The organism is Bradyrhizobium sp. USDA 4486 (genome assembly GCF_054057995.1).
This window is the reverse complement of sequence record NZ_JBSRZV010000001.1, coordinates 4,015,412-4,027,603: the sequence shown is the minus strand read 5'-3', so window position 1 is coordinate 4,027,603 and position 12,192 is coordinate 4,015,412. Positions and strand designations below refer to the sequence as shown.

At 65.6% G+C, this 12,192-nt stretch carries 12 protein-coding genes and 1 tRNA gene; 6 read left to right on the top strand and 7 right to left on the bottom strand.

What is annotated here, in order from left to right; all coding sequences use genetic code 11:
• Positions 1–93: 93 nt before the first annotated feature.
• Positions 94–852 (bottom strand): enoyl-CoA hydratase-related protein, encoded by a 759-nt coding sequence (locus ACVWY3_RS19600; RefSeq protein ID WP_456839944.1) that lies wholly within the window; start codon positions 850–852, stop codon positions 94–96.
• A 254-nt stretch (positions 853–1,106) separates the two neighbouring features.
• Here ACVWY3_RS19600 and ACVWY3_RS19595 point away from each other — a divergent pair, with 254 nt between their 5' ends.
• Positions 1,107–2,345, top strand: coding sequence for an MFS transporter (locus ACVWY3_RS19595; RefSeq protein WP_456839943.1), 1,239 nt, complete (start codon positions 1,107–1,109; stop codon positions 2,343–2,345).
• 215 nt (positions 2,346–2,560) lie between these two features.
• On the opposite strand, the gene ACVWY3_RS19590 is transcribed toward ACVWY3_RS19595, so the two are convergent.
• Complete coding sequence (locus tag ACVWY3_RS19590) at positions 2,561–4,336, bottom strand: acyl-CoA dehydrogenase (protein WP_456839942.1); 1,776 nt, start codon at positions 4,334–4,336, stop codon at positions 2,561–2,563.
• A gap of 258 nt (positions 4,337–4,594) precedes the next feature.
• Between ACVWY3_RS19590 and ACVWY3_RS19585 the strand changes: the two genes are divergently transcribed.
• Positions 4,595–4,669, top strand: a tRNA-Gln gene (locus ACVWY3_RS19585).
• A 453-nt stretch (positions 4,670–5,122) separates the two neighbouring features.
• On the opposite strand, the gene ACVWY3_RS19580 is transcribed toward ACVWY3_RS19585, so the two are convergent.
• Together ACVWY3_RS19580 and ACVWY3_RS19575 are read right to left on the bottom strand one after the other, a co-directional pair.
• Positions 5,123–5,500 (bottom strand): hypothetical protein, encoded by a 378-nt coding sequence (locus ACVWY3_RS19580; RefSeq protein WP_456839941.1) that lies wholly within the window; start codon positions 5,498–5,500, stop codon positions 5,123–5,125.
• 152 nt (positions 5,501–5,652) lie between these two features.
• Positions 5,653–6,540 (bottom strand): hypothetical protein, encoded by an 888-nt coding sequence (locus ACVWY3_RS19575; RefSeq protein WP_456839940.1) that lies wholly within the window; start codon positions 6,538–6,540, stop codon positions 5,653–5,655.
• Between the two features lie 170 nt (positions 6,541–6,710).
• On the opposite strand from ACVWY3_RS19575, the gene ACVWY3_RS19570 reads away from it, so the two are divergent.
• The 3 genes from ACVWY3_RS19570 (at position 6,711) to ACVWY3_RS19560 (ending at position 8,521) form a co-directional block, all read left to right on the top strand.
• Positions 6,711–7,898, top strand: coding sequence for a CaiB/BaiF CoA transferase family protein (locus ACVWY3_RS19570; RefSeq protein ID WP_456839939.1), 1,188 nt, complete (start codon positions 6,711–6,713; stop codon positions 7,896–7,898).
• Positions 7,899–8,117: 219 nt separating this feature from the next.
• The gene (locus ACVWY3_RS19565) at positions 8,118–8,345 is read left to right on the top strand and encodes a hypothetical protein (protein ID WP_456839938.1); all 228 of its coding nucleotides are present in this window, start codon (positions 8,118–8,120) and stop codon (positions 8,343–8,345) included.
• Positions 8,342–8,521, top strand: a complete 180-nt coding sequence (locus ACVWY3_RS19560; RefSeq protein ID WP_456839937.1) for a hypothetical protein — start codon at positions 8,342–8,344, stop codon at positions 8,519–8,521. Before ACVWY3_RS19565 ends, ACVWY3_RS19560 begins: the two co-directional genes overlap by 4 nt.
• A gap of 15 nt (positions 8,522–8,536) precedes the next feature.
• Here ACVWY3_RS19560 and ACVWY3_RS19555 read toward each other — a convergent pair whose 3' ends face one another.
• A complete protein-coding gene (locus ACVWY3_RS19555) occupies positions 8,537–9,259 on the bottom strand; it encodes a DUF72 domain-containing protein (protein WP_456839936.1) in 723 nt (240 codons plus the stop codon).
• A gap of 120 nt (positions 9,260–9,379) precedes the next feature.
• On the opposite strand from ACVWY3_RS19555, the gene ACVWY3_RS19550 reads away from it, so the two are divergent.
• Positions 9,380–9,601, top strand: a complete 222-nt coding sequence (locus ACVWY3_RS19550; RefSeq protein WP_456839935.1) for a hypothetical protein — start codon at positions 9,380–9,382, stop codon at positions 9,599–9,601.
• Between the two features lie 96 nt (positions 9,602–9,697).
• Here the strand turns inward: ACVWY3_RS19550 and ACVWY3_RS19545 are convergent, their stop codons facing one another.
• Both ACVWY3_RS19545 and ACVWY3_RS19540 read right to left on the bottom strand, forming a co-directional pair.
• The gene (locus tag ACVWY3_RS19545) at positions 9,698–10,846 is read right to left on the bottom strand and encodes an amidohydrolase (RefSeq protein WP_456839934.1); all 1,149 of its coding nucleotides are present in this window, start codon (positions 10,844–10,846) and stop codon (positions 9,698–9,700) included.
• Between the two features lie 188 nt (positions 10,847–11,034).
• Entirely contained in the window at positions 11,035–12,123 is a 1,089-nt protein-coding gene (locus tag ACVWY3_RS19540) for a mandelate racemase/muconate lactonizing enzyme family protein (protein WP_456839933.1), read from the bottom strand.
• Positions 12,124–12,192: the final 69 nt, after the last annotated feature.

Genomic DNA, 12,192 nt, shown 5'->3' with positions numbered 1-12,192 from the left:
AGCGGGAGAGGGAGCCCAGTACCGATGCCGCCGCATCGTGCAAGCCATGTGCGATTGCCCTGCCCCTCCACGGGAGGGTGACAGCGCTTGCCTCTACCGCTTCTTCCTGTTCGCGAACGCGTTGAACGCGGCGACGGCTTCGTCCGACTTCAGCCGCTCGCCGAACAGATGGGCTTCCTGGTCGATGCGGCGGGTGAGCTGTTCGGGCGCAGCGCGCAGCAATCGGCGCGAGGTCGCGACTGCCTCGGCCGGCAGCTTGCAGATCTCGCGCGCCACCTTGCGGGCTTCCACCTCGGTGTGTCCCGGCGAGACCACGGTATTGACGAAGCCGGCGGCGAGCGCTTCGGCGGCAGTGAACGTCCGCCCCATCACCAGCATCGCAAACGCGCGCTGATAACCCATCGTGTTCGGCATCAGCAGGCTGGAGGCGCCGACCGGCACGAGTCCGAGGTGGATATAGGGCGCGGAGAAGGTCGCAGCATTCGAGGCCAGCACATAGTCGCAGTGGAACAGCATCACCGTGCCCATGCCGATCGAGGCACCGTCGACCGCCGCGATGACCGGCTTGACGTTGAGGGCGAGCGAGTAGAGGAATTTGGCGCCGTCCGACAGCGTCTCGGGACGCGAGGTATCGGCGTGCATGAAATCGTCGATGTCGTCGCCGGCGGTGAACACGCCGGAGCCGCCGGTGATGATCATGCAGCGGATGTCGGGATTGTTCTGCGCGGTGTCGATCGCGCGGCTCATCTCCCGGTACATGTCCTGCGTGATCGCGTTCTTCTTGCCCGGGCGGCGCAGGGTGATCACGCGTGTTCCGCGCTCTTCGGTGACGACGATATTGCCATTCGCCATAACAACCCCCTGGACTCGCCGCGACGCTGCTGGTGAGTCTCGCAAGCCTCAGCCTACATGATCTTGCAGGCGTGCCAATGCGGCAGCTCGACCTTTTCGGGAACGACCCCGCGAGGTCGGCGCATGGCGCCCGCCGCAGCGTGTCGCATGAGCCGTTGCGCATTGCAACAATCGGGTACAATGTTTCATTTGAAAAACCGTTGGTTGTGGGGCAGGGTTGCGCATGCCGTTCATTCTGGCCGATCGCTCGACCGATGATTGCCGCAGCGCAGGCTGACGAATCCTCGCTGCGTTATCGCGGCTGGCGCGTAGTGCTGGCCTGCTTCCTGATGGCTTTCTTCATGTTCGGCTTCGGCCTCTACGGCCAGGGCGTCTATCTTGCCGAGCTGCAGCGCGCCCATGGCTGGCCGGGCACGCTGGTCTCCGCCGCCAGCACCTTCTCGTTCCTGCTGACCTCCGTCCTCGTCATCTTCACCGACGATCTGCTCGCCCGTATCGGGCTGCGCGCGCTGATCCTGTGCGGCCTGTCGGCGCTCGGCGCTTCGACCGCGCTGCTGGCGCTGATGCAGGCGCCGTGGCAGCTCTATCTCGCTTATGCGCTGATGGCGGTCGGCTGGACCGGCATGGGCACCGTGGTGATCGCGACGGTGCTGAACGCCTGGTTCGAGCGGCGCCGCGGGCTCGCGCTCAGCCTTGCCTTCAACGGCGCCACCTGCGGCGGCATCATCCTCGTGCCGCTGCTGCTGTCGCTGACGAGCAGCATCGGCTTCCGCTCGGCGATGCTGGCGGCGACGATCGTGATGGGGGGGCTGGTGCTGCCGGTGGTCTTGCTCTTCATCGGCTGGCCCGCAGGGATGTCGACGGCCTCCGGCCGGCGTGCGGCCGCTGCGGGTATGGCCGCGCCGGCGCATTCGCGCAGAACGCTGCTCGCCAACGCCGCGTTCTGGACCATGGTGCTGCCGATCGCGATCGCGCTGCTGGCGCAGATGGGATTCATCATCCACCAGGTGACGTTCCTCGAGCCGCTGATCGGCCGTCACGCCGCGGGCCTTGCGGTCACCATCATGGCCGCGATGGCGGTGGTCGGCCGCCTGTCGCTCGGTCTGTTCGTCGACCGGCTCGATCCCAGGCTCGCCTGCGCCGCGTCGATGACGAGCCAGGCGGCGGCGCTGTTCGTGTTGTTGCAGACCACCAGCCCGACGGTGCTGCTGGTGTGCTGCGCCGTCTACGGCTTCTCGATCGGCAACATGATCACCTTCCCGCCGCTGATCATCCAGCGCGAGATCGGCTCCACCGCCTTCGCCGCCGCGATGGGATTGGGCACCTCGATCAGCGGCATCGTCAGCGCCTTCGGCCCCGGCATCGTCGGTCTGGTGCACAGCTTTACGGGCAATTACACGACAGCGTTTTCGATGTGCGTGATGCTGGATCTGGTGGCCGCGGGCATCGTGCTGTGGCGGCCGGGGAAAAGAGCCGAGATCGCTGCTTCGTAGGCTGCGTGGAGCGAAGTGTAATCCGGGACCATTGCATGCTCGTGGTACACGCGTCCGCACATTCGATGTCATCGCCCGACTTTGATCGGGCGATCCAGTACTCCGAGACCTCGGTCGTTTGTCGAGAGGCCGCGGTGTACTGGATTCCCCGCCTTCGCGGGGAATGACAGCGAGGAGGAGATGCCTCCGCACATCGCGGTCGGAGCGGAACTCGCCTACAACAACACCGCATCGGCCGCGGCGACCGAGGCCGCGCTCTCCGTCACGGTGCGCTCGAGCGCGCCGGCCTGCACGGCAATGTTCTCGGCGAAGAAGCGCGCCAGCGAGACGTGGCGCGGCGCATCGCCAAGGCCCTCGGCCTCCGCGGCGAGCGCTTCTGAGGCCAGCATGCAGCCGCCGAGCGTCGAACCGAACTGTTGCAGGTAAGGCGTTGCGCCGGCGAGGGCCTCGTTCGGTGCGGAGGTCACGCGCTCCAGCAGCCATTTGCTGGTGCGCGTCAGCGCCTCCAGCGCCTCGCGCAATTTCACGCCGGTGGTGCCGAAGGCGGGATCGTTGGAGGCCTCGACCTGCTTGACGGTCGCCGCGAGCTCGTCGAGAAGCGCCCACACCGCAGCGCCGCCATTCGCCGCGAGCTTGCGCGTCACGAGATCGATCGCCTGGATGCCGTTGGTGCCCTCATAGATCGGGGTGATGCGCGCATCGCGATAGTGCTGCGCGGCGCCAGTCTCCTCGATAAAACCCATGCCGCCATGCACTTGCACGCCGAGATAGGCCACCTCGTTGCCGATGTCTGTGGAATAGCCCTTGGCCATGGGCGTCAGCAGCGCCGCGCGCGCGGCGGCGTTGGCACGGACCTTGGGGTCCTTGGCGCGGATGGAGACGTCCAGCGCGACGGCGGTGGCATAGCAGATGGTGCGCGCGGCCGCGGTCTGCGCCCGCATCCGCATCAGCATGCGCTTGACGTCGGGATGCACGATGATCGGGTCCGAGCCGTCGCCTGTCTTGCCGACGGCGCGGCCCTGCTTGCGCTCCTGGGCATAGGCGAGGGCCTGCTGATAGGCGCGGTCGGCAATGCCGACACCCTCGAGACCAACGCCGAGGCGGGCCTGGTTCATCATCGTGAACATGCAGCGCATGCCCTGGTTCTCTTCACCGATCAGGAAACCGATCGCGCCGCCATGATCGCCCATGGTCATGGTGCAGGTCGGCGAGGCATGCATGCCGAGCTTGTGCTCGACGCCGGAGGCGAAGATGTCGTTGCGCTGCCCCAGCGAGCCGTCGGAATTGACCATGAATTTCGGCACCAGGAACAGCGAGATGCCCTTGGTACCGGCGGGCGCATCGGGCAGGCGCGCCAGCACGAAATGCACGATGTTGTCGGTCATGTCGTGCTCGCCATAGGTGATGAAGATCTTCGTCCCCTTGATGCGATAGGTGCCGTCCGCCCGCTTCTCGGCGCGGGTGCGCAGCGCGCCGACGTCGGAGCCGGCCTGCGGCTCGGTGAGCTGCATCGTGCCGGTCCATTCGCCGGTGACGAGCTTCTCGAGATAGATTGTCTTCAGCTCGTCGCTGCCATGCGCTTCCAGCGCCTCGATGGCGGACGCCGTCAGCAGCGGGCAGAGGCCGAAGGCGACATTGGAGGCGCTCCAGATCTCGGTGCAGGCCGCGTTGATCGCGAGCGGCAGGCCTTGTCCGCCGAAATCCTCGGGCCCCGATACCGCGTTCCAGCCGCCGTCGGTCCAGCGCTTGTAGGCATCGGGCCAGCCCGGCGCGGTCGTGACCTTGCCGTCGCTAAGCTTGATGCCGTGCTCGTCGCCGATCTTGTTGAGCGGTGCCAGCACGTCGGTCGCGAACTTGCCGGCTTCCTCCAGCACGGCCGCGACGATGTCGGCGTCGAAATCGCCGTAATGGCCCGCTTCCACGGCGGCCTTCAGGCCGGCGCCATGGTTGAGCGACAGCAGCATGTCAGAAATCGGCGCGCGGTAGGTCATGGCTCACTCCCCGTGGACAGGTCTTCTCGATAGAACTTGGCGCCGTATTCCCATGAAACGGCTGAGGTCTCAATGGGCGGGAGTAGGGGGTCGGAACGGGGCGCCGCCCGGTCCTTTAATAGAGTGTGGCGCGGCCGCCCCGGGGGATGGTATTTTGCCCCTCCAGGCGGTTGAAATGCCGCGCCGCTCCCTATAGACCGGCTGCGACCGAACGGAATCTGCGGTAGCCCGTGCCTCCCGCCCGTCCCGGTCGCCAGTTGGGGCGTAGCCAAGCGGTAAGGCAGCGGATTTTGATTCCGCCATTCGGAGGTTCGATCCCTCCCGCCCCAGCCAGCATGATGCGCGAGAATAGCGCATTATGGCGCACAAATCGGACCTGTGCAGACCATCGGAGCGCAATTGGCGCTCAAACGATCGAGGCCTCCGTTCTGCCAGACGTTTGAGCAGGCCCAAGCCTGCCTCGGCTTTCCGAGGGTGACGCTTGTATAACAAGCCTAAGGCTGGCTTTTCGATACCGGAGATGGCGAGACAACTGGCCGACGTGCTTTCGGCAGTGGCGGAGAGTTTGCGTGGCCGGTAAGCCCCCGGGTGCCGCCAGATTTTTCGAGCGCGTTCGACAATGGCAGTTCGTTTGGCGCACGAGCCTTGCGGGTTACAAGCGGCTCACATGCGGACGCGAAGAACATCGTGCGCCTTCTCCGCGGCACGTCACGTCGCGGTAACGATTTTCCCCTTCCGGCCAAGCAGGGGGCCGGCTGCTCGGAATCCACTCGGCAGAGCCGATGATCAGTTTCGGTGAGCGGTCCAATATCCGGAGCAACGCGCGGTCCCGGAATAGCCGCTCCACCGTCCCTGGCCGGCGTTACCCGAAAGCCGGCCGCTGCCTGAGGCAAATTTGTCCTGAACCGCCACCGAGGCGCGGACCGCGCCGGATCTTGCGACGTAGCCTCTGAACCGGACCAGGTTCGGATGTGTCACGATCCCGTCGGTGATGTTGACGGAGAAACTGTAGCTCTGATCGCATGTACCGCGCTGCGTCACGAAGACGATATCCCAGGTGCCGTCGTAGGCTGAGCGCGCTTCAGCTGCGGAGCTGGAGGCGGCGAGACAGACCGCCGCAGCGGCCCAATAGACGCATTTCTTCATCGCGATCTCTCCGGCCATGGCTGTCCGGCACGGCGCGGCCACAAGCCTATGCTGCATTTGCATTGCGCAGATAGTAGCTCTTTCGATCGTTCAAAGAGGACGGCCCGCAAGCGTCGTGCATTTTTCCAAATGCGTCTCGAAATCATCGGATGCGCGAGCCGGCACGCGCTCTATCCCTCGTACTGATCCAATCCCAGCGCCCATGACGTCTGATCGTGGCCGTAGGCATAATTGCGGTTGTTCACCGCCGGGTTCCGGTTGACCATCGGGCGCATGAACATCGGATGGGTCGCCGAGCGCACCTCGTGCTCGACGGTGAAGAGGTGCTTGCCGCTGTCGAGATCGACGATGTCGCAGAACCGGTATTGGTACTGGTTGTCCTCGCGCGAGATCAGGTCGCGCGCCAGCAGCTTGCGGTAGGGGCCCGAGAAGTCCGTGATGTACATCTGCACATGATGGCCGTCATAGCCGCGCTGCGGCCGCTCGGTCTCGCGGAACAGCAGATATTGGTCGCGGCCGGTCTGCACAGCGGCGACCGTGCCGTCGCCATTCCGCATCTTCGCGGGCATGCCCATGATCTCGGGATAGAACGCGCAGATCGCCTTCGCGGTGCCCACGGGCACGTCGAACTCGACATAGGGAATGCCGAGCGCGATGCGGCCGAAGCGCGCCGCATCCGGCTCGTAGCAGCGCATCCGGTTGCCCCACGGACAGATCGCCTCGACATGGTCATTGTGCTCGGTGAACGCAAAGGCGGTGCCCTCGAGCTTCTTCGCAACCGATGCAAGGCGCGCGAGCAGCGCCTCGCGGCCCTCGATCACCAGCCCGGTGTGGCCGCGCAGCACCTGCGCCTTGCCGCTCGGCAGATGAAACTGGCTGCGTCCGGCGTTGATCCACATATTTGTGTCGGACACCATCAGATAGGGATCGCGGGTGAGCCCGAGCCCGGCGACGTAGAACAGCGTGGCCAGGCGCTGGTCGGGGACCTGGATGTTGACGTGCTCGAAATGGATCGCGTTGCCGAGATCTTCTGCGGATCGGTCGAATTGTTGCGGCATGGGGACGCTTCTCGCTGGGAGCATTGGGAGGCCCATACTAGAGCACAATTTCCGCCAGTCGAAACGGCCTGCCGATCACATCTTGAGAGCGGGCCGGCCTGTCAGCCGCCCGCCTTGCCGTCGGAGCCAGTCCCTGTAAGCTGGCGAGAACACAATAAGGGAAGGGATCGATGCAGGGAGTTCTGGAGGGCGTGCGTGTCCTCGATTTCGGGCGCTATATCGCAGGTCCCTACTGTGCGACCTTGCTGGCCGAATTCGGCGCCGAGGTCATTCGCGTGGAGAAGCGCGACGGCAGTGAGGACCGTTTCGTGGCACCGGTCGGCGCGAACGGCGAAGGCGCGTTGTTCCTCCAGGTCAACCGCAACAAGAAGTGCATCACGCTCGACCCGATGAGGGCTGAAGGCCAAGAGGTGATGCGCCGCCTGATCGCGACCGCCGACGTCGTCGTCGCCAATCTGCCGCCGCAGACGCTACGCGCGATGAAGCTCGACTACGACTCGCTCAAGGCGATCAAGCCCGACATCATCCTGACCACGGCGACGGCGTTCGGCGGGCCGGGCCCCTGGTCGGATCGCGTCGGCTTCGATGGCGTCGGCCAGGTCATGTCGGGCTCGGTCTACATGACCGGCGTAGGCGATCCGCCTTATCGCGCCGCGGTGAACTGGGTCGATTTCGGCACCGCGCTGCATTGCGCGTTCGGCACGCTCGCCGCGCTGATCGAGCGCGGCAAATCCGGGCGCGGGCAGGTCGTCGAGGGCGCGCTGCTCGCAACCGCGCTGTCCTTCACCAATGCGACGCTGATCGAGCAGGCCGTCATCAACATCAACCGCGTGCCGACGGGCAATCTCGGCCAGACTGCCGCGCCCGCCGACATTTACCGCACCAGGGACGGCTGGGTGCTGTGCCAGGTCACCGGCCAGCCGCTGTTCAGGCGCTGGGCGAGGCTGATGGGCGAGGAGGAGCTTTGGCTGAACGATCCGCGCTTTGCCGACGACATCAGCCGCGGCAAAAATGGTCCCGTCATCAGCGAGCGGATGGCGCGCTGGTGCGCGATGCGCACCACGCAGGAGGCTGTCGATGCGTTGGGCGAGGCGATGATCCCGACCGGTCCGGTGCTGAGCCCGCAACAGGCGCTCGATCATCCGCACATCCGCGCCGCCGGCTTCTTGCAGGACGTCGACTATCCGGGCCTGCCGAAACACGCTCCCGTCGCCCGCGCCGCTGTCCGCCTGTCGGAAACGCCGGGCCACATCGCGAGCCGCCCGCCGACGCTCAGCGAGCACACCGACGTCATTTTGGCCGAGCTCGGCTATGACAAGGCTGCCATCGCAGCGCTTCGGCAGGGCGGGATCATCTAGCCGAAATCGACCACGGATTTTGCTGGAGCGGAGGAAACTCGTTGCAAGAGGGTGGCGTAAAAGCTTTCTAGGCGCGGCCGGCCGATCGCTGCGCCGAGCCGGGAGCGGCAGGGGTGCATCTTGACAGCGTAAGAAGCTCGAATATTTTTTCCGCCGGAAGACTGCTCTTCCAGCACCTGAAAAAGCGAAAAGGATAGTGAAAGACCGTCAGGAGCGACGATGATGCTCGATGAAGATCTGGCCCGCATTCGCGCGCACCGAAATAACATTTTCCGCTATCGACGCCTTTTGAAGACGCGGCTGTCGGACCTCGAGCGCCAGTTCATCGAACGGCGCCTGTCGGAGGAGCGGGCGGCCCTCGCGGCGCTCGCCTCCAACACCTTCCCTGTCGAGTTCACCTGGCCGCAGGGCGCCGCCACGCCTGACAGCGCGAGGCTCGCGTCATGACCGACGTCCGAACCCTGCTGATCCGCGGTAGCGAGAAGATCATCGGGCATTATCGCCTGCTGCTGGCCGGCGCAAAAACCGAGACGGAGCGCGAGCTTTACCGGCGCCGGATCGAACGGGAGGAGAAGCTGATCAGCGAGCTCCACGGCGGCTGGCAGCAGGACGTTGCCGCCTGATCCGGCTTGCCGCGCTTAAAGCAGTTGCTTCAACGCCTTGGCATCGGCAGGCGCCGCGCTCTTCTGGTCGTTGTCGAAATAGACGTAGACGTCGCAGCCCTGCCGCTTCCATGACTTGATGCGGCGGCCCCATTGCGCCAGCGTGGCCTTGGTATAGTGCCCGTGATAGCGCCCGCCCGGCCCGTGTCCGCGCACATAGACGAAATCCGCCGTGCGCCTCCACGGCGCCGGCGCATCATGATGGTCGGACAGGCACAGCGAGATGTTCTCGTCGGCCAGCATCCGCAGGATGCGCGGCTGATACCAGCTCGGATGGCGGAATTCGAAGCTGTAGCGCCGCTTCCGCGACAGCAGCTTGAAGAAGGACGCCAGCCGGTCGGCATTCGCCTCGAATTGCGGCGGCAGCTGGAACAGGATCGGTCCGACCTTGCCGCCGAGCCGCGAGATACGGTCCTCCAGCAGCTCGAGGCTGTTCACCGAGCGATCGGACAGGCGCTTCCAGTGCGTGATGAATTTGGATGCCTTCCAGGCGAAGACGAAATCACGGCCGGTCTGCTCGCGCCAGGCCTCGACCGCTTCGGGCGTTGGCGTGCGGTAGAACACGCCGTTCAGCTCCGTGGTCTCGAATTGTCCGGCGTAGTAGCGAAGCTGATCCTTCAGCTTCACGCCTTCAGGGAAGAACCGGCCGCGCCAGGAGGCGTAATGCCAGCCGGAAGTTCCGATCAGAACGCGCGCCATTCACGTCATATCCCTTGCCGTCGCAGGCGCGCTCGAGGGCGGAAGTCGCGCCTGAAGGAGGGAACGTCCGTACGGTCGATACGTTTCTCGTGAGCTTGGTCAACGCGAGGACCGGAACCGATGTACGCGCTGTTCGAAGGCAACAAGCAGATCGGCGCTCCCTTTCCTTCCGAGAAGGAGGTGTGGGAAGCCGCCCTGATCGAGGGATTGGTAACCGACGTGCCGGTCGCGGACGAGGAAGGCGGCCGGCTTCTGCCCGGGGGATATCACGTCGCGCGGGTCGAGGAGAGCGAGGTCTGCGAGCCGCGGCCCGAGTGGAAGCTGCCGCGCGAGATCAGCTAAAGCATGATCCGGAAAAGTGCGCAGCGGTTTTCCGAAAAGATCATGCGCAAACAACAAGCTAAGCGCGATGACGATTGATCCTGATCTCATTGCGCTTTAGTTCGACGCCAGCGCCGTCTTGGCGACCTCGGCCATCCAGGTCGACGCCACCGGCAGGATCGCGTCGTTGAAATCGTAGCGCGGGCCGTGCAGCTCGGCGCCGTCGCGCAAGGGCCCGTTGCCGATCCACACGAACGCGCCCGGCCGCTTCTGCAGATAGAAGGCGAAATCCTCGCCGGCCATGCTGGGCGCGAGGTCGCGGCGCAGGGGCGCCTGTGCCGTCTCGGCGGCGATGCGGGCGAGGCCCGCTTCGGCCGGCGTGTTGATCACGACACCGACGCCCATGACGATCTCGGGCGTGACCTTGACGCCGAAGCTCGTGGCGATGCCGGCGCAGGTGCGCTCGATGCCCTCGAGGATGGTGTCCTTCACGTTATCGCGGTGATAGCGCAGGGTGCCGCGGATCGTCACCTTGCCCGCGATCTGGTTCGGCGCGGTGCCGCCTTCGATCGTGCAGAGCGAGAGCACGGCGGTGTCGAGCGGATCGACGCTGCGCGACACCACCGCCTGCAGCGCCACGATGAGATGCCCCGCCGCCATCACGGGATCGCGGGTCAGATGCGGCATGCCGGCGTGCCCGGCATGGCCCTCGATGGTGATGGTGATGCGCCCGCCGGAGGCCATGACGACGCCGTCATGCACCGCGATGGTGCCGGCCTCCAAGCCCGGCCAGTTGTGGAAGCCGAACACCCGGTCCATCGGAAAGCGCTCGAACAGCCCGGCCGCCACCATCGCGCGCGAGCCGCCAAAGCCTTCCTCCGCCGGCTGGAAGATGAAATCGACGGTGCCGCTCCAATCGGTATCGGCAGCGAGCAGCGCGGCGGCGCCGAGCAGCGAAGCGGTGTGTCCGTCATGGCCGCAGGCGTGCATCACGCCCGGCGTGGTCGAGGCGTAGGCAAGGCCGGTTTCCTCGGTGATCGGCAGCGCATCCATGTCGGCGCGCAGGCCGACTCGGCCCTGCGCAGACCCGCGCCTCAAGGTCGCGACGATGCCGTGGCCGCCGATGCCGGCTTTGAAGGGAATGCCGAGCTCGGTCAGCTTCTCCTGCACGAACGCGGCGGTCGCCTTCTCCTGGAGCGACAGCTCGGGATGCGCATGCAGATGCCGGCGCCATTCGGTCAGTTTCTTGTGGAGTTCGGGGGGCAAGGCGCGGCTCTCTCGGATGGTGACGGCTGCCACCACTCTAGCCGATTATCGGCGACGTGCACCCAGTGCCAGCGAATGCCTCGGGTGCAGCCGCATCGTCATGGCCGGGCTTGACCCGGCCATCCACGTCTTGCTTGCCTTGCGAAGAACGTGGATGCCCGGGACAAGCCCGGGCTGACGAGCAAACTCTACGCCGCCAGCTTCGCCAGCCCCGTCCAGTCGAAACTGATGCCATGGCCCGGCCGATCAGGCGCCAGCGCCAGCCCGTCCTTCAGCACCAGCGGGTGCTCGATATACTTGTCGAGGCCAAAACCGTGCGCCTCCAGATACGACCGGTTCGGGCAGGCCGCGAGCAGATGCACGGTGATGTCGTGCGCGCCGTGGCTGGTCACGGGCAGGTTGAACGCCTCGGCGAGCCGCGCGATCTTCATGAAGCTCGAGACGCCGCCGCAATTGGTGACGTCGGGTTCGGGATAGGACACCGCGCCCGCGACGATGTAGTTCTTGAATTCCCACAGCGAGCGCAGATTCTCGCCGGCCGCGATCGGCACGCCGCCGGCCTTTAGGATGCGGGCATGGCCCGCGACGTCGTCGGGAATGATCGGCTCTTCCAGCCAGGTCAGGTCGTAAGGCACGAACGCGCGGGCGGCGCGGATCGCTTCCTCCACCGTCCACTTCATGTTGGCGTCCGCCATCAGCGCAAAGCCGTCGCCGAGATGCTGTCGCATCGCGGCGACGCGCGCGACGTCGGATTTGAGATCGGGCCGGCCGACCTTCATCTTGATGGCGCGAAAGCCCTTTGCGAGGTTGCCATCGGTCTGCCTCAAGAGCGCCTCGACCGAGAGATCGAGGTCGATGCCGCCCGCATAGCACGGCACGTGCGCATCGAAACCGCCGAGCAATCGGTACAGCGGCAATTTCGCGCGCCGCGCCTTCAAGTCCCACAGGGCGATGTCGAGCGCGGACAGCGCCAGCACCGCCGGCCCGCCGCGCCCGCCATAGTGCAGGCCCCACCAGACATGATGCCAGATCGCCTCGGTATCGTCGGCTTCGCGGCCCTCGACCAGCAGCGGAATCTCGCGCTTGAGGATGTCGGCGACAGCCCCGCCATTGCGCCCCACGGTATACGTGTAGCCGACGCCCTCGGCGCCATCCGCATCGCGGATGCGGCAGGTGATCAGCTCGAACGCCGCCATCTCGCCGTGTGTGGAGTCCGAGAGCGTGACGGGCAGCGGGATCCGGTAGAGGGCGGATTCGATTGACGCGATGCTTGGCATGTGGCCTCCCATTTTTCTTTTGTTAGGGTCGGTTAGCCGAAGGCGTAACCCACCTCTTGGTGTCCGCGG

Bases quoted from the DNA above. Each gene is read 5' to 3' on its own strand.
- ACVWY3_RS19600 (WP_456839944.1), bottom strand. From the start codon at position 852: ATGGCGAATGGCAATATCGTCGTCACCGAAGAGCGCGGAACACGCGTG.
- ACVWY3_RS19595 (WP_456839943.1), top strand. From the start codon at position 1,107: ATGATTGCCGCAGCGCAGGCTGACGAATCCTCGCTGCGTTATCGCGGC.
- ACVWY3_RS19590 (WP_456839942.1), bottom strand. From the start codon at position 4,336: ATGACCTACCGCGCGCCGATTTCTGACATGCTGCTGTCGCTCAACCAT.
- ACVWY3_RS19580 (WP_456839941.1), bottom strand. From the start codon at position 5,500: ATGGCCGGAGAGATCGCGATGAAGAAATGCGTCTATTGGGCCGCTGCG.
- ACVWY3_RS19575 (WP_456839940.1), bottom strand. From the start codon at position 6,540: ATGCCGCAACAATTCGACCGATCCGCAGAAGATCTCGGCAACGCGATC.
- ACVWY3_RS19570 (WP_456839939.1), top strand. From the start codon at position 6,711: ATGCAGGGAGTTCTGGAGGGCGTGCGTGTCCTCGATTTCGGGCGCTAT.
- ACVWY3_RS19565 (WP_456839938.1), top strand. From the start codon at position 8,118: ATGATGCTCGATGAAGATCTGGCCCGCATTCGCGCGCACCGAAATAAC.
- ACVWY3_RS19560 (WP_456839937.1), top strand. From the start codon at position 8,342: ATGACCGACGTCCGAACCCTGCTGATCCGCGGTAGCGAGAAGATCATC.
- ACVWY3_RS19555 (WP_456839936.1), bottom strand. From the start codon at position 9,259: ATGGCGCGCGTTCTGATCGGAACTTCCGGCTGGCATTACGCCTCCTGG.
- ACVWY3_RS19550 (WP_456839935.1), top strand. From the start codon at position 9,380: ATGTACGCGCTGTTCGAAGGCAACAAGCAGATCGGCGCTCCCTTTCCT.
- ACVWY3_RS19540 (WP_456839933.1), bottom strand. From the start codon at position 12,123: ATGCCAAGCATCGCGTCAATCGAATCCGCCCTCTACCGGATCCCGCTG.